This is a genomic window from Lutimaribacter marinistellae, assembly GCF_042648365.1.
In the GTDB taxonomy this organism is placed as follows: Bacteria; Pseudomonadota; Alphaproteobacteria; order Rhodobacterales; family Rhodobacteraceae; genus Lutimaribacter_A; species Lutimaribacter_A marinistellae.
The window spans coordinates 265165-280288 of sequence record NZ_JBHRXI010000001.1; the positions used below are offsets into that span (position 1 = coordinate 265165).

General features: G+C 62.5%; 14 protein-coding genes. 7 read left to right on the forward strand and 7 right to left on the reverse strand.

Annotated elements, in window-relative coordinates:
• Nucleotides 1–5 precede the first annotated feature (5 nt).
• The 3 genes from coaBC to ACFORG_RS01290 all read right to left on the reverse strand — a co-directional run bounded on the left by coaBC (nucleotide 6) and on the right by ACFORG_RS01290 (nucleotide 2990).
• Entirely contained in the window at nucleotides 6–1208 is a 1203-nt protein-coding gene (coaBC, locus tag ACFORG_RS01280; RefSeq protein WP_386733562.1) for a bifunctional phosphopantothenoylcysteine decarboxylase/phosphopantothenate--cysteine ligase CoaBC, read from the reverse strand.
• Nucleotides 1209–1284: 76 nt separating this feature from the next.
• Nucleotides 1285–2115: a ChaN family lipoprotein gene (locus ACFORG_RS01285; RefSeq protein WP_386733563.1), complete on the reverse strand. Its 831-nt coding sequence runs from the start codon at nucleotides 2113–2115 to the stop codon at nucleotides 1285–1287.
• Complete coding sequence (locus ACFORG_RS01290) at nucleotides 2112–2990, reverse strand: RNA polymerase factor sigma-32 (RefSeq protein ID WP_386733564.1); 879 nt, start codon at nucleotides 2988–2990, stop codon at nucleotides 2112–2114. The genes ACFORG_RS01285 and ACFORG_RS01290 overlap by 4 nt, the downstream gene beginning before the upstream one ends.
• Nucleotides 2991–3096: 106 nt before the next feature.
• On the opposite strand from ACFORG_RS01290, the gene cobU reads away from it, so the two are divergent.
• From cobU to ACFORG_RS01310, 4 genes are read left to right on the forward strand one after another with little or no spacing between them, the layout of a single operon-like run.
• On the forward strand, nucleotides 3097–3618 hold the full coding sequence (gene cobU / locus ACFORG_RS01295) for a bifunctional adenosylcobinamide kinase/adenosylcobinamide-phosphate guanylyltransferase (protein ID WP_386733565.1): 522 nt from the start codon (nucleotides 3097–3099) through the stop codon (nucleotides 3616–3618).
• A complete protein-coding gene (locus tag ACFORG_RS01300; protein ID WP_386733566.1) occupies nucleotides 3615–4193 on the forward strand; it encodes a histidine phosphatase family protein in 579 nt (192 codons plus the stop codon). Before cobU ends, ACFORG_RS01300 begins: the two co-directional genes overlap by 4 nt.
• Nucleotides 4194–4252: 59 nt before the next feature.
• A complete protein-coding gene (locus ACFORG_RS01305) occupies nucleotides 4253–4954 on the forward strand; it encodes a glutathione S-transferase (protein ID WP_386733567.1) in 702 nt (233 codons plus the stop codon).
• Nucleotides 4955–5002: 48 nt separating this feature from the next.
• A complete protein-coding gene (locus ACFORG_RS01310; protein WP_386733568.1) occupies nucleotides 5003–6517 on the forward strand; it encodes a YifB family Mg chelatase-like AAA ATPase in 1515 nt (504 codons plus the stop codon).
• 15 nt (nucleotides 6518–6532) lie between these two features.
• On the opposite strand, the gene gshB is transcribed toward ACFORG_RS01310, so the two are convergent.
• The 3 genes from gshB to rsmI form a co-directional block, all read right to left on the reverse strand.
• Nucleotides 6533–7465, reverse strand: a complete 933-nt coding sequence (gene gshB / locus ACFORG_RS01315) for a glutathione synthase (protein ID WP_386733569.1) — start codon at nucleotides 7463–7465, stop codon at nucleotides 6533–6535.
• Between the two features lie 65 nt (nucleotides 7466–7530).
• Complete coding sequence (locus ACFORG_RS01320; RefSeq protein ID WP_386733570.1) at nucleotides 7531–7902, reverse strand: YraN family protein; 372 nt, start codon at nucleotides 7900–7902, stop codon at nucleotides 7531–7533.
• Between the two features lies 1 nt (nucleotide 7903).
• The gene (gene rsmI / locus ACFORG_RS01325) at nucleotides 7904–8761 is read right to left on the reverse strand and encodes a 16S rRNA (cytidine(1402)-2'-O)-methyltransferase (RefSeq protein WP_386733571.1); all 858 of its coding nucleotides are present in this window, start codon (nucleotides 8759–8761) and stop codon (nucleotides 7904–7906) included.
• Between the two features lie 87 nt (nucleotides 8762–8848).
• Here rsmI and ACFORG_RS01330 point away from each other — a divergent pair, with 87 nt between their 5' ends.
• From ACFORG_RS01330 to murJ, 3 genes are read left to right on the forward strand one after another with little or no spacing between them, the layout of a single operon-like run.
• Entirely contained in the window at nucleotides 8849–10024 is a 1176-nt protein-coding gene (locus ACFORG_RS01330; protein ID WP_386733892.1) for a penicillin-binding protein activator, read from the forward strand.
• Nucleotides 9984–12806 carry a [protein-PII] uridylyltransferase gene (locus tag ACFORG_RS01335; RefSeq protein WP_386733572.1) on the forward strand — a complete coding sequence of 941 codons (2823 nt, stop codon included), beginning with the start codon at nucleotides 9984–9986 and terminating at the stop codon, nucleotides 12804–12806. The genes ACFORG_RS01330 and ACFORG_RS01335 overlap by 41 nt, the downstream gene beginning before the upstream one ends.
• Complete coding sequence (gene murJ / locus ACFORG_RS01340) at nucleotides 12803–14347, forward strand: murein biosynthesis integral membrane protein MurJ (protein ID WP_386733573.1); 1545 nt, start codon at nucleotides 12803–12805, stop codon at nucleotides 14345–14347. The genes ACFORG_RS01335 and murJ overlap by 4 nt, the downstream gene beginning before the upstream one ends.
• 39 nt (nucleotides 14348–14386) lie before the next feature.
• Here the strand turns inward: murJ and ACFORG_RS01345 are convergent, their stop codons facing one another.
• The gene (locus ACFORG_RS01345; RefSeq protein WP_386733574.1) at nucleotides 14387–15067 is read right to left on the reverse strand and encodes a rhomboid family intramembrane serine protease; all 681 of its coding nucleotides are present in this window, start codon (nucleotides 15065–15067) and stop codon (nucleotides 14387–14389) included.
• Nucleotides 15068–15124: the final 57 nt, after the last annotated feature.

Consider the following 15124-nt stretch of genomic DNA (forward strand, 5'->3'; position numbering starts at 1 on the left):
TTCGCTCAGCCACGTTCAGCAAGGGCTGCAGCAACCCGCCCGGCGAGTTGTGTGGCAACGGCATCCTTGCCCATGCGCGGCCATGCCTCGGCCCCGTCTGCGGTGATAAGCGTGACCGCGTTCTCGGCCCCACCCATGATCCCCGTAGCCGGACTTACGTCATTGGCCACGATCCAGTCGCACCCTTTCCGCGCCCGCTTGGCGGTCGCATGCTCAAGGACGTTATCCGTCTCGGCGGCGAACCCGACGACAAGCGAGGGGCGCCCCTCGGCCATCTGCGAGATACGTTTCAAGATGTCCGGATTCTCGGCAAATTCGAGCGTCGGCAACCCGTCGCGGGTTTTCTTGAGCTTTCGGTCGGACGCAGTTGCAACACGCCAATCGGCGACAGCAGCGGCGAAGATGCCCGCATCGACGGGCAGTGCGGCGCTGACGGCCTCGTCCATCTCTCTCGCATTTTCGACGCGAACCACCTCGACCCCTTGGGGTGGCGGAACGCTGGCTGGTCCGGTGACAAAGACAACATGAGCGCCCAGGGCGGCGAGCGCGCGCGCCACGGCCGCACCTTGCGCGCCGGACGAGCGGTTGGCGATGTAGCGGACCGGATCGATCGGCTCATGCGTTGGTCCGGAGGTCACGAGAACGCGTTTGCCGGCAAGCGGGCCGCCGCCGAGTGCGGCGTCGATCGCGGCAACGATCTCCAACGGTTCTGACATGCGTCCCGGCCCATACTCACCGCAGGCCATGTCACCCGAGTTCGGCCCGACAAAGCGGATGCCGTCACCTGCGAGGGTCGCCATGTTGCGCTGTGTCGACGGATGCTCCCACATCCGCACATTCATGGCCGGGGCGATGAGAACGGGCGTATCGGTCGCCATCAAAAGGGTGGACGCCAGGTCATTGGCTAATCCGGCGGCCATCTTGCCCATCAGATCGGCGGTGGCAGGGGCAACGACGACCAGGTCTGCCGACCGTGAGAGCTGGATATGGCCCATCTCGGCCTCGGCCGTCAGGTCGAACAGGTCGCGATGCACCATCTCGCCCGACAGCGCGGACACAGAAAGCGGTGTGACGAATTCCTCGGCCGCGCGAGTCAGAACGGGGCTGACCGCCACGCCGCGCTCGCGCAAGCGCCGTATCAGGTCCAGGGATTTGTAGGCTGCGATGCCGCCCCCGATGATCAACAGAATGCGTTTCGATGTCAGCATGGGCGCCCCTCGCGGTTGCGGTCGGCTGCGACAATAGGCAAGCGCGGCACGCTCTGCCAGCGGTTTCGACGGGATCCTAGTTCGACGGTGCGAAAGCGGCGCAAGGGTCTTCACGCTCGGCGGCGGGACTGTCGAGAACGACGTCGTACTCGCCTTCGATCAGCCCATCCTCGGACTGCCCTAGCACGAACACCCGCACCCCCGGACGCATCCGCGCAAGGAAGGTCGGCACGCCACGATCCTTTCGCGCATGTCCGTTTCCGGTGATGACCGCCACGGGGCCACCGGTCTCTTCCAGGGCATTGAGGATCGCGCGGGTAAGGACCGCGTCGCGCAAGCGTTGAATAGCTACCATCTGGGGCAGGATCTCGACTGGCAGAGCGTCGCAATGCGCGCGCATCTGGTCGGCCTCGCGCTCGGCCTGCTCATCTCCCGGCAGCGGGATCGTCAGACCGTAACGCGCCGCGTCCGCACCAAAGGCGACCGCGGGGCCTGTTTCCATTGCCGCCCGCGCGGCAGGACGTGGCACCAGCGCGCCGAACACCAATGCATCGGGCGCAGCGCCAAAAATCGGCAAGTACATCGAAAGAGGCGGCCAGCCCAGTTCGGCCCAGCGGATCTCTTCACGAAGCTTCTCGGGGTCCGATACGACGCGCGCGTTGACCCGCGCCGCGCCCTCTTCCGTAAGCATTTCCCAAACGACAGCGCGCGCGTCGATTGCGGAAACCGCCTCGGCCTGGATCCGGTGATGGGCAGGGTTGTCATGAACCTCGCCAAGGATCACGACATCGGCTGCTTGCATGGCTTCGATTACGTCGGCCGAGATAGGCTCTGATGCAAAGGCCGCCCCGAAAAGGACGGCCTGATAGAGTGCAACTGCACTGAACAAGTATGTGATGCGTTTCATGCGAGGAAGTTTTGCACTTCGCGGGATTGTGCTTCAAGACTCTTTCGCATCTTGACGAAGGCCGCGGCCTCGAGCTGCCGCACGCGCTCTTTCGACAAGCCCAGTTCCTGCCCGAGGCTCTCCAGAGTGCGCGCTTCTTCGCGAAGCTTGCGTTCGCGAACGATGAAACGCTCGCGATCATTCAGGCTGTGCATCGCGGCGACAAGCCATTCGCGCAGCTGGGCATTGTCGTGCCTATTCTCGACAACTTCGGCGGCCTGAACGCTGTCGTCCTCCAGCACGTCGATCCATTCGCGGCCATCCTCATCCGAAGCCTGCATTGCGTTGAGGGAGAAGTCGGAACCGGACAGACGCCCTTCCATCATCTCGACATCCCGCAGAGGAACGCCGATCTCGGTCGCGATAAGCTGGTGGAGCTGGTGGCGATCAAGCTCCATACCGTCGGCTGCCGCCTCGCGCTCCAGCCGTGCCTGCACCCGCCGCATGTTGAAGAACAGGGATTTCTGTGACGATGTCGACCCCGTGCGCACCATCGACCAGTTCCGCATGACGTAATCCTGGATCGATGCCTTGATCCACCATACTGCATAGGTTGAAAACCGTACGCCACGATCCGGGTCGAACTTGTCGGCCGCCTTCATAAGGCCAAGCCCTGCCTCCTGAATCAGATCGTTCATGGGGGCGCCGTATCGTTTGAACTTGGCCGCCATGGAAATCGCCAATCGCATGTACGCTGTAATCAAGCGATGAAGGGCCTGTTCGTCCCTCTCGTCCCGCCAAGCGTAGGCCAATCGCAATTCCGTCTCGGCATCCAGCAACTCGGCCTTCATGGCCTTCCGCGACATCGAGTGGTCCTGTGAACTATCAAGTGCCATGATCGTCTCCCTGACCTTCAGGTGCGCCAATTTCGTCGTCTTGCCTTGCGCGTTTGGTATCGTTACGCAGGATTGCTGCGACTGGATCAATCAACAGGTAAGATTTGTGCGCCATAAACTAACCCTCGTTCTGGGAGGCGCGGCTTCGGGCAAGTCTGCCTGGGCAGAAGAATACGTTGCAAACACGGGAAAACCGCGCAGCTACCTGGCAACTTCACAAGTTCTTGATGGCGAGATGCACGAAAAAGTGGCACGCCACCTGTCACGCCGCGGCCCGAACTGGCGAACGATCGAGGCTCCGCTGGATCTTGGACCTTCGCTGGCAGGACTGGGCGCCGATGAGGTCTGCCTGATAGACTGCGCCACGATGTGGTTGAGCAACCATCTGCTGGCCGAACATGACTTGGAAATCGCGCATGGCGAGTTGCTTAAGGCGCTGCAGGATTGCGCGGCCGAGGTTGTCATCGTTTCGAACGAAGTGGGACAAGGGATCGTGCCGGAGAACGCCTTGGCCCGGCAATTCCGCGAGGCGCAGGGCCGCCTGAACATTGTCCTGGCCAAGCAAGCAGACCGTGTCGTGCAAGTCGTCGCAGGCTTGCCAATCGTGCTGAAAGGAGAGATGTCATGACCCGCCTGCACCTCGTCCGCCACGGCCCGACCCACGCAAAGGGCATGGTTGGCTGGTCGGATCTTCCGGCGGATCTGAGCGATACGGAGGCTTTGGCGCGGCTCTCTGCACATCTGCCACCGGATGCGCTGGTCGTTTCCTCTGACCTTTCACGCGCGACCGAGACAGCAACGGCCATACAGGGAAAACGCCGCCGTTTGCCGCATCACCGCGACCTGCGCGAGATCAATTTCGGGGCATGGGAGCTGCGCAGGTTCGACGACGTGGAGTCGGATGACCCGCAATTGATCCGCGCCTACTGGGAAACTCCGGGTGAGGTCGAACCACCGGGCGGTGAAAGCTGGAACGCGGTACGCGCACGAGTTGATGCAACGATTGATGGCCTGATGACCGAACACGCCGGGGCGGATCTGGTTATCGTGGCGCATTTCGGTGTCATCCTGACCCAGATCCAGCGCGCTGGCGGGCTGAGCGCGAACCAGGCGTTCTCGCATCGCATCGATAACTTGTCCGTAACGGAAATCGCGAGTCGGCCTGCTGGATGGGAAACCGTTCGCATCAATCACCTTCCGTGATGCAGTTGCCCACAAAAGCGCGATTTACGGCTTTCGCGCGACCACGTTAGGCTGCATGCATGACCTACGACCTTTACATCGGCGATCGCCTGTTCTCCAGCTGGTCGCTACGCGGCTGGCTGATGTTCGAAAGCTTCGGCTTGTCGGCATCCGTTCATCACGTCGGGCTGTATTCCGGAACAATGGCGAGGGACATGGAGCCGCTTGCCCCGGCAAGGCTGGTTCCCGCCTTGCGCCTGCCATCGGGCACGGTAGTCGGCGAAAGCCTTGCAATGGCGGAGACCCTGGCCGAACGCCACCCGGAAGCTGGTTTGTGGCCCGCAGATGCAGAGCATCGCGCCACCGCCCGCTGGCTTTGCGCCGAAATGGTTTCCGGTTTTATGGCGCTGCGTGGCGCATGCCCGATGCAACTGGCCCATGTCTGGCGCGGTTTCGAAGCGTCCGACGCAGTGCGTACAGACCTGTCGCGGATCGAAACGCTTTGGAACCACGCGCGCAAGGTGTCGGGAGCTGTCGACGGCCCGCTATTCGGTCGCTTTTCGCTGGCCGACGTTTTCTACACCCCCGTTGCGGCGCGGATCATTGGTTACGACCTGACAGTCTCGGCAGAGAACCGCGCCTATTGCCTGTGGTTGCTCGCGCGTCCCGAAGTGCAGGCGTGGCGCGCCGAAGGGCTGAAGATCACATATGATCCATTTCCCTATCCGCAGGCCCTGCCTGTGGATCCGTGGCCAGGGTCGGGTACCGTTAACACTTCTTAAACCACGGCGGCGCTAGCAATAACCCGTTAACCAATCGACGGGAGCAACATGGTCGCGCGCGCCTATACCGTGGCTTTTCAGGGGGTCGAAGCCCGCCCCGTCGAAGTGCAATGTGCGGTCACGCCTGGCCTTCCGGCGTTTTCCATCGTCGGCCTGCCTGACAAGGCCGTGTCCGAGGCGCGCGAGCGGGTGCGGGCAGCTCTGTCGGCCATGGCCATCGCGCTCCCGTCGAAACGGATCACCATCAACCTATCCCCCGCGGACCTGCCAAAGGAGGGGAGCCATTTCGACCTGCCCATCGCGCTTGCGCTGTTGGCGGCGCTCGAAATCGTGCCGGCGGATGCCGCCGAGCAAACTGTTGCCTTGGGTGAACTATCCCTCGATGGCGCCCTTATGCCGATCGTAGGCGCCTTACCAGCAGCGATGACCGCGGCGGAGGAAGAGCGCACACTGCTCTGTCCCAAAGGGTCGAGCGCCGAGGCCGCCTGGGTCGATGCGGCACAGGTGATTGGCGCGCGGACACTGGCCGAGGTCGTGCGGCACTACACGGGGCAGTCGCCGTTGCCCGCCGCGCAACCCGGTGAAGTCATCGCCGAGCCCTTTGCGCGAGACCTGCGGGACGTGAAGGGACAGGAACGCGCAAAGCGCGCGATCGAAATCGCGGCGGCCGGACGACATCACCTGATCATGATCGGCACGCCGGGATCGGGAAAATCCATGCTCGCGGCGCGCATTCCTGGCATCCTGCCGCCGCTGACGGCGGCAGAGGCCTTGGAAACTTCGATGATTCATTCGCTTTGTGGCCTGCTGGACGAAGGGGGGATCGACCGTACGCGCCCGTTTCGCGAGCCGCATCACACAGCTTCGATGCCCGCTATCGTTGGCGGCGGGAAGGGTGCCAAACCCGGTGAGGTCTCCCTTGCTCATAATGGCGTCTTGTTCATGGACGAGTTTCCCGAATTCCCACGCACGGTGCTCGAAACCCTGCGCCAGCCGATAGAGACCGGCGAGGTCATGGTTGCCCGCGCAAATGCGCATGTCCGCTATCCCTGTCGGTTCATGCTGGTTGCCGCCGCCAACCCGTGCAAATGCGGCTACATGTCCGACCCGGCCCGCGCCTGTTCGCGCGCCCCGGTTTGTGGTGAGGATTACCTCGGGCGGATTTCCGGGCCGCTGATGGACCGGTTCGACCTGCGTATCGAGGTGCCGCCAGTCAGCTTTTCCGATCTGGACCTGGCACCATCGGGCGAAGGGTCCGCCGCCGTGGCCGAGCGTGTCGCAGGTGCGCGAGAGATCCAGGCCGGGCGTTTTGCCGGACATGAGCGGGTCAGGCAAAACGCCGATGTCGAGGGCCAGCTTCTCGAAGAGATCGCACAACCGGATGACGAGGGACGCGCGTTGATCACACGGGCAGCGGAGCAGTTCGGCTTGTCCGCCCGCGCCTATCACCGGATCCTGCGTGTGGCACGCACGATCGCCGATCTGGAAGCGTCGGAAACCGTACGTCGCCCGCACGTGGCCGAAGCGTTGAGTTTTCGCGTCTCGGCCCGCGTAGCAGCATGAACGACGGGTGCCGGATCAGAACCGCGCCTCGATCGCCTCCCAGATGCGGCCGGCCACGTTCACGCCGTCAAACCGTTCCAATTCCTGAATGCCGGTCGGAGAAGTCACGTTGATTTCGGTCAGGTAATCACCGATCACGTCGATCCCGACAAAGATTTGTCCCTTTTCACGCAGCAACGGGCCGATTGCAGCACAAATTTCAAGGTCGCGTTCCGTCAGCCCGATCTTTTCGGGCCGTCCGCCGACATGCATGTTCGAGCGCGTTTCACCTTCGGCCGGCACGCGGTTGATCGCGCCCACGGGCTCGCCATCGACAAGGATGACCCGCTTGTCGCCGTTGCTGACGTCGGGGAGAAACTTCTGCACGATCAGTGGCTCACGTGAGAACCCGGTGAAAAGCTCATGCAGTGAGCCGAGATTGCGGTCGTTGGCATCCAGCCGGAACACACCCGCGCCCCCATTGCCGTAAAGCGGTTTGAGAATGATGTCGCCATGCTTGGCCTTGAACGCTTTGATGGTGTCGAGATCACGCGCGATCGTCGTCGGCGGAGTCAGATCGGGGAAGTCGAGAACCAGCAGTTTTTCAGGATAATTGCGCACCCAGAACGGATCGTTGACCACCAGCGTCTTGCCCTTCAGACGGTCAAGCAAATGCGTGGACGTGATGTAATGCATGTCGAATGGCGGATCCTGACGCAGCCAGACGACGTCGAACTCGGCCAGATCGACCTCGCGCATCGGGCTCAGTTCGGCGGGGTTGCCCGCGACGCGGCGAACTTTCATGTCGTGACCGCGCGCCGTTATGCGCCCTTCCTGAAAGGCAAGGTGATCCGGCCCGTAGTAAAACAGCTCGTGCCCCCGCGCCTGTGCCTCTTCGGCCAGGCGAAAGCTGCTGTCGGCGTTGATGTCCACGGCCCCGATCGGGTCCATCTGAAAGGCGATCTTCATTTGGCGCGTCCCCTTGGATTGACGCCCCGATACATGGCGTGTCCCGACCGGGGGATCAATGGCGTTCAGCCGTGCCCGAACGCGTTCTCTACGATCTGGATTTCTCCCTTCGCGTCGACCAAGGCAGCGTCGAACCGCGATTGCGTCAGGCTTCCCAGCGGTTCACCTTCGAGAAATTCCGCCGCCGAGCACTGAATACGCTCCATCTGCCGCGGGCTGAGACGTTCGGCAGCGCGGGCAAGACTGCGGCTTTTCTTGACCTCGATGAAAACCACGGTCGCGCCGTCGCGCGCGATCAGATCGATCTCGCCACCACAGCCGCGCCATCGGCGGTTGATGATCGACATGCCGAGGTGCTCATAAGCGCGGGCCACGCTCTCCTCGGCGGAAAGTCCTGCGTGATACCCGGTTTTTCCGGCAGCAACCTTTTGCGTCATGTCAGGCTTTTCCCAATGCAAGGGCGCGCTGATAAACCGTGCGCCTTTTCAGACCGAAAGCGCGGGACACGAGGTCGGCCGCATCCTTGACCGAATGTTCCTCCAACGCTTCGCGCAAGGCTGAATCTATGTCCGAATCGCTAACGGTTTCTGAACGCGCACGGTCGACGAGAACGACAATCTCGCCTTTGACCGGATTATCAGCGATCTGCTGTGACAGAGTCGCCAGCGTCTCGCGCCGGACCTCTTCGAATTTCTTGGTCAATTCACGGCACAGCGCAGCCTGACGGTCGCCGCCCAGAACGTCGGCCATATCGGCAAGGCTCGCCGCGACGCGCTTTGGCGATTCGTAAAACACCAGCGTTCCGGGTATCTGGCGCAATTCCTCCAGCCGGGTGCGCCGGGCGGATGCCGCAGACGGCAGGAAACCAGCAAAGAAAAAGGCATCCGTAGGCAGCCCGGCCAGCGTAAGCGCCGCGAGGGCCGCGGATGCTCCGGGTGCGACGCTGACGACGTGGCCGGCCTCGGCCGCCGCACGGGCGAGATCGTAGCCCGGATCGGCAATCAGCGGCATACCCGCCTCGGACGCATAGGCCACGGACCGGCCGTCGGCCAGTTCCGACAGAAGCTTTGTCCGTGCGCCTTGTCCGCTATGATCGTGATAGGCAACGATCCGCCGCCCGTCCAGGGGAACGCCATGGATCTCCATGAGCCTGCGCAGGCTGCGTGTGTCTTCGGCTGCGATCACCTCGGCCGAGGCCAGAACGTCGAGTGCGCGCAGTGTAATGTCGCGCGCGCTGCCGATCGGGGTCGCCACGAAATGAAGCCCCGGCAGCAAACTGACCTTCTGGAAATTCACTACTGGACCCGCTTTCAATGCTGTTTATGATCGGCACTCGATCGGACCAGGCAGTTTCGCTGCCGGACAGAGGAGTATCTCTTGCCCATGTTTGCCTTTTTCCAGCCCGCCCGCAAGCTTGCCCTGACCGCTGCTGCGCTGGCCACGACAGCTTTCCTGTCGGCCTGTGAGCCGGTTTCCGTCGGCGGCGGCGGACCGAGCATCGACACCTCTGCCCCGGTTCCTGTTGCACTTCTGGTTCCGCGCGGGTCGGCGCAATCGGGCGACGCGGTTCTGGCGCAAAGCCTCGAAAACGCAGCACGTCTTGCCATCGCGGATCTGGGCAATGTGCAGATCGATCTGCGCGTGTACGATACAGCTGGCGATCCGAACCGGGCCGCCTCGGTCGCCAGTCAGGCGGTGGACGAAGGCGCTCAGATCATCCTTGGTCCGGTCTATGCGCAGGCTGCTAATGCGGCGGGACTGGCGGTACTCAACCGCGAGATCAATGTTCTGAGCTTTTCGAACAATACGAGCATCGCGGGCGGAAACGTCTTTGTCCTTGGGCCCACCTTCCAGAACACGGCCGACCGCCTCGTGAGCTATGCCGCGCAGCAGGGCAAGCGCAATATGGTGGTGGTTCACTCGACCGACGCGGCGGGCCAGTTGGGCCGCGATGCCATTACCCAGGCGCTTTCTGGCAGCCGGGCGCGCCTTGCAGGCACGGTTCCCTACAGCCTTTCGCAACAAGGCGTGATCGCCAGCGTGCCACAAATCAAGTCCGCGGTAGAGAGCAGCGCGGCGGATTCGATCTTTCTGACCTCGACGACCGCGGGTGCCCTGCCCCTGTATTCCCAGCTTCTTCCTGAAAGCGGAATGCGTTCCCCTACACCGCAGTTCATCGGTCTGACACGGTGGGACATTCCCGTGCAGACGCTGGAGCTGTCGGGTGTTCAGGGCGGCTGGTTTGCGTTGCCCGACCCCAGCAAAAGTCAAGTCTTCCGCCAGCGCTACCAGGCTGCGTATGGCAGCGCACCACATCCGATCGGCGGGCTTGCCTATGACGGCATCGCGGCCGTCGGAGCGCTTGTGAGCCGCGGTAATTCCGACGCGCTGACCGGCCGCTCATTGACCCAGAATGCCGGCTTCCAAGGGGTGGGGGGCGTGTTCCGCCTCCGCCCGGACGGCACAAACCAGCGCGGGCTTGCCGTTGCGACGATCCAGAACAAACAGGTGGTTGTGATTGACCCTGCCCCACAAAGCTTCTCCGGTGCCGGTTTCTGAGGAACCGAACCCGCTCCATCCCGCCCTGCCGGGCGACCTGATCTGCGATCCCGCCGCCGTGTTCGACCCGGCGGCGGTTCTGGGTCAGGTCATGTCTGCCGTCGATCGTTCGACCGACAACACGACCTTGCGGGCCGAGATCGTCCGGATACTTCGCGAAGTTCAGTCCGCGGGCAGAGCTGCCATTGCCGAGTCCTTTACAGAGAAACCTTTTGCCGCACGGCCGCTTACCCGCTCCTACACGTATCTCACGGATGGGCTGGTGCGCACCGCTCTCTACGTTGCCAGCGCACACATGCACCGCCTGTCGAACCCGACCGAGGGAGAGCGGATCGCGGTATTGGCCGTCGGTGGATACGGCAGGGGCGAAATGGCGCCGTTCTCGGATGTCGACCTGCTGTTCCTGACGCCCTACAAGATCACCGCTTGGGCCGAGAGCGTGATCGAATCCATGCTCTATATCCTGTGGGATCTGCGGCTGAAGGTTGGACATGCATCACGCACGATCCGCGATTGCGTTCGGCTTGGCACGGATGACTTTACCATCCGCACCGCGATGCTCGAACATCGGTTCTTGGCCGGTCACAAGCCGCTTGCCGATGATCTGGACCGCGCGCTGACCACCGAAGTCTTCAAGGGCACGGGCCGCGATTTCGTCGAGGCCAAGCTGAGCGAACGCGACGCCCGCCACCGAAAGCAGGGCGAGCGCTATGTCGTCGAACCCAATGTAAAGGAAGGCAAGGGCGGCCTGCGTGACCTGCAATCGTTGTTCTGGATCGCCAAGTATATCTATGGGGTACAGGATGCGGCCGAGCTGGTGCCCCTGGGCGTTTTCACGCGCGAGGAGTTCGCCACCTTCACGCAGGCCGAGGAGTTCCTTTGGGCCGTCCGTTCGCACATGCACCTCATCACCGGTCGTGCAACCGAACAACTGACCTTCGACCTGCAGGTCGAGGTCGCAGAGCGCATGGGGTACGAGGATCGCGCCGGTCGGCGCGGCGTCGAGATATTCATGCAGAAGTATTTCCGCGAGGCGACCCGTGTCGGCGACCTGACCCGCTTCTTCCTGACCAAGCTGGAAGCGGCGCACGTGAAAAGCGAACCGCTTCTTGAACGTATCTTTCGCCGAAAGCCCAAGGTCCGGGAGAGCTACAGGGTGGTCAACAACAGGCTGGACGTGGTCGAACCCGACGCGTTCCTGTCCGACAAGGTGAACATGCTTCGCCTGTTCGAGGAAGCACTTCGTACGGGCATGCTGATCCACCCGGACGCCATGCGGCTGGTCACGGCGAACCTGCACCTGATCGACGACGAAATGCGCAATGACAAGGAAGCGCGGCGCATTTTTCTCGATCTGCTGCTCAAGCATGGAAACCCGGAACGTGCGTTGCGGCGCATGAACGAACTGGGCGTTCTTGCGGCATTCATCCCCGAGTTCGAGCCGATCGTGGCGATGATGCAGTTCAACATGTATCACAGCTACACGGTGGACGAACACACGATCCAGTGCATCGCGCAGCTCGCACAGATCGAAAAGGGCGAGCTTGTCGAGGATCTGCCCATAGCCTCGGGGATCCTGAAGGAGGGCATCAATCGCAAGGTTCTCTATGTCGCGCTCCTGCTCCACGACATCGGCAAGGGTCGCCCGGAGGATCATTCGATCCTCGGCGCGCAGATCGCGCGCAAGGTCGCACCGCGGCTGGGACTGAACAAGACCGACAGCGAAACGGTCGAATGGCTGGTGCGCTATCACCTCGTGATGTCCGATATGGCGCAAAAACGCGATATCGCAGATCCGCGCACGGTGCGCGACTTTGCCAAGGCCGTGCAGACGGTCAAACGGCTCGACTTGCTGACGGTTCTGACGGTTTGCGACATTCGCGGCGTCGGTCCCACCACCTGGAACAACTGGAAGGCCGCGCTGATCCGGGGTCTCTATCGTCAGACACGGCGCGCGCTCGAAGGCGGTATGGAGGCACTGACCCGCGAGAACCGCGGGGCGGAGGCCAAGAAGGCACTGCGCGAGGCGTTGCCGGATTGGCCGAAGGCCGTGCTCAAGAAGGAAACTGCCCGCCATTACGAGCCTTACTGGCAAGGCCTGCATGTAACGGCGCATGTCGATTTCGCCGAGATGCTGCGTAAGCTCGAAGAGGATGCCGACCCCGGCGGGATCGAGATCCGGCTACATCCCGACGAGGATCGCGACGCCACACGCGCCTGCTTTGCCATGGCGGATCATCCCGGGATCTTTGCCAGAATTGCCGGTGCGCTCGCACTGGTCGGCGCCAACGTTGTCGATGCGCGCAGCTATACCACCAAGGACGGTTGGATCACCGATGCCTTCTGGGTTCAGGATGCCGAAGGACGCCCATTCGAGGCCGGTCGCCTCGAACGGCTCACCAAGATGATTCACAAGACGCTGAAAGGCGAGGTTGTTGCACGGGACGCGCTGGTGTCGCGCGACCGGATCAAGAAACGCGAGAAGGCGTTCAACGTCCCGACGCATATCACCTTCGACAATGACGGTTCCGATATCTACACGATCATCGAGGTCGATACGCGCGACAGGCCGGGGCTTCTATACGATCTGGCACGGGCCTTGGCCGCGTCGAATGTCTATGTGGCCAACGCCGTCATCGCGACCTATGGCGAGCAGGTCGTCGACAGCTTTTATGTCAAGGACATGTTCGGGCTGAAGTACCATTCCGAAGCCAAGCAACGCACGCTAGAGACGCGGCTTCGCAAAGCCATCACCGAAGGTGCGGAGCGGGCGGCGAAATGAAACCAATCCGCCTTGTCGCGGGGATGTTCACCGTAGGTTTCTGGACGCTGATGAGCCGCATTCTGGGGTTCCTGCGGGAGATCCTGCTTACGGCCTATGTCGGCCCCGGACCGGTTATGGACGCCTTTGTCGCGGCGTTTCGCTTGCCCAACCTGTTCCGCCGCTTCTTCGCCGAAGGAGCCTTCAACGCGGCTTTCGTGCCGATGTTCTCGAAACGCTTCGAGGCCGGCGAGGACGCTCAGGGTTTTGCCCAGAACGCGTTCAACCTGCTGGCTGTTGCAGTGCTGGGGCTGGTGGGGCTGGGTATGGTCTTCATGCCCGCTCTGGTTTGGTTGACCGCCGAAGGGTTCGCCGGAGATGCACGCTTTGCCATGACGGTCGAATTCGGGCGCGTCGTGTTTCCCTACATCCTGTTCATGTCGCTGGCAGCGCTCTTTTCCGGAGTCCTGAACGCAACGGGCCGCTTCGCCGCGGCAGCCGCCGCACCCGTGCTGCTCAACATCTTTGCCTGCGGCGCCATGATCTCGGCCGCGATTCTGGGCGAGCCGGTGATCGAATGGCTTATCGTGGTGATACCGGTGGCAGGAGTGGCCCAACTGGTTCTGGTTTGGACGGCGGCTGGCCGTGCCGGGATACGAATTCGGCCCGGCCTGCCGAAACTGGACGCCGAAATGCAGCATATGGTTCGCGTGGCGATACCTGCCGCGCTTGCGATGGGCGTGACGCAGGTGAACCTCGTCGTCGGGCAACTGGTGGCCTCGCGCACCGAGAACGCCGTGAGCTGGCTGTTCGCGGCTGATCGGCTTTATCAGCTGCCCCTGGGCGTGGTCGGAATTGCCGTCGGTGTGGTTCTGCTTCCCGATCTGTCGCGCCGGTTGCGGGCCGAGGATGACGCGGGCGCGCGCCATGCATTTTCCCGCGCCGGAGAATTCTCGCTCTTCCTGACGCTCCCCTCCACCGTGGCCTTCGTGGTAATGCCTCTCCCCTTGGTGTCGGTTCTCTTCGAACGCGGCGCAACCGGCCCGGAAGACAGCGCCGCCATCGCGCTGGCCACGGCGATCTACGGATTGGGCCTGCCCGCCTTTGTTCTGCAAAAGGTGCTGCAACCGCTCTATTTCGCCCGCGAGAACACACGAGCCCCCTTTCATTACGCCGTGGTTGCCATGATCATCAACGCGGCCTTGTCCTTCGGCCTCTACCCGGTGGTGGGCTGGATCGCGCCAGCCATCGCTGCGTCGGTTGCGGCCTGGGCCATGGTGTTCCTGCTGGGTATCGGTGCCCGATCGATGGGAGACGTGGCCCGGTTCGATAACCGATTTCATCAGCGGATCTGGGGTATCGTGCTTTCGACAGCGATCATGGGGGCGGTGTTGTGGGGCTCACTTCAGGTGCTTGGCTGGACGACGCAGCTGCCACATTGGCGCTACGTTGCTCTTGCCGGGTTCATCGGCCTCGGCGCAGTCAGCTATTTCGGGGCCGCCCACCTGACAGGAGCGTTACGGTTGTCCGAGTTGAAACAAGCACTGCGCCGCGGTCGCTGACGCAGGCCGCGCTCTGGTTCAAACGTCGCCTTGCCCTCATCAATCGTGACGAATCCGCCGCCGAATTCGCGCCCAGCCGCCGGGCGCGACAAAGAAGCTCAAAAGAAATCCGGTGCCGAAGCCGGCCAGGTCCGCCACCCAGTCCTTGGTGCCGCCAAAGAGCAGGCCAAAGACCAGCTGTATTCCCATCAGGAAGAGAATCAGAGTGAAGGCCCGCGCCTGATTTTCCCCAACCAGAGACAACCGTCGCCAGAGGATCCAGGTGAAGGCACCGATCAGACCATAGACAGGAGGGAAACCGCCGATCAGCCACGCTTCGTCCAGCAACAGGCCCCACACCAGTGCTCCGCCAATGCCTGACAAGACGAAGACCGCCAGCATGGCGACGCCGCCGAACAGTTCCGCCACCATCTTGCCCATCGCCAGAAGAAAGACGCAGACGAAAAGCGCTTGGGTGAAGCTGCCATTCACGAAGGGGTAGCTGATGAACCGTATCAAGTGCATCGCAGGCGCCTGCCCGGTCGCGAGCATCCAGTCGAATATCTGGCCCGAGAACCCATAGCTCTGTAATGCGTCCAGTCGCCACCCGACTGCAGGAGGTCCTCCGACAATTCCGCGCGCGCCAAGAGTAAATGCCAATTCGACCCCCATCGTGAACAGGGCCAGCGCGACCACGACTGGCGGCAATGGGTTGATCGGCGAAGGTTCTGCACTGCTCATCGGCCTGTTCCTTTCTTTGCGGGAACGCCGGGCCATGTTGACGTCCCTTTGCCCCAT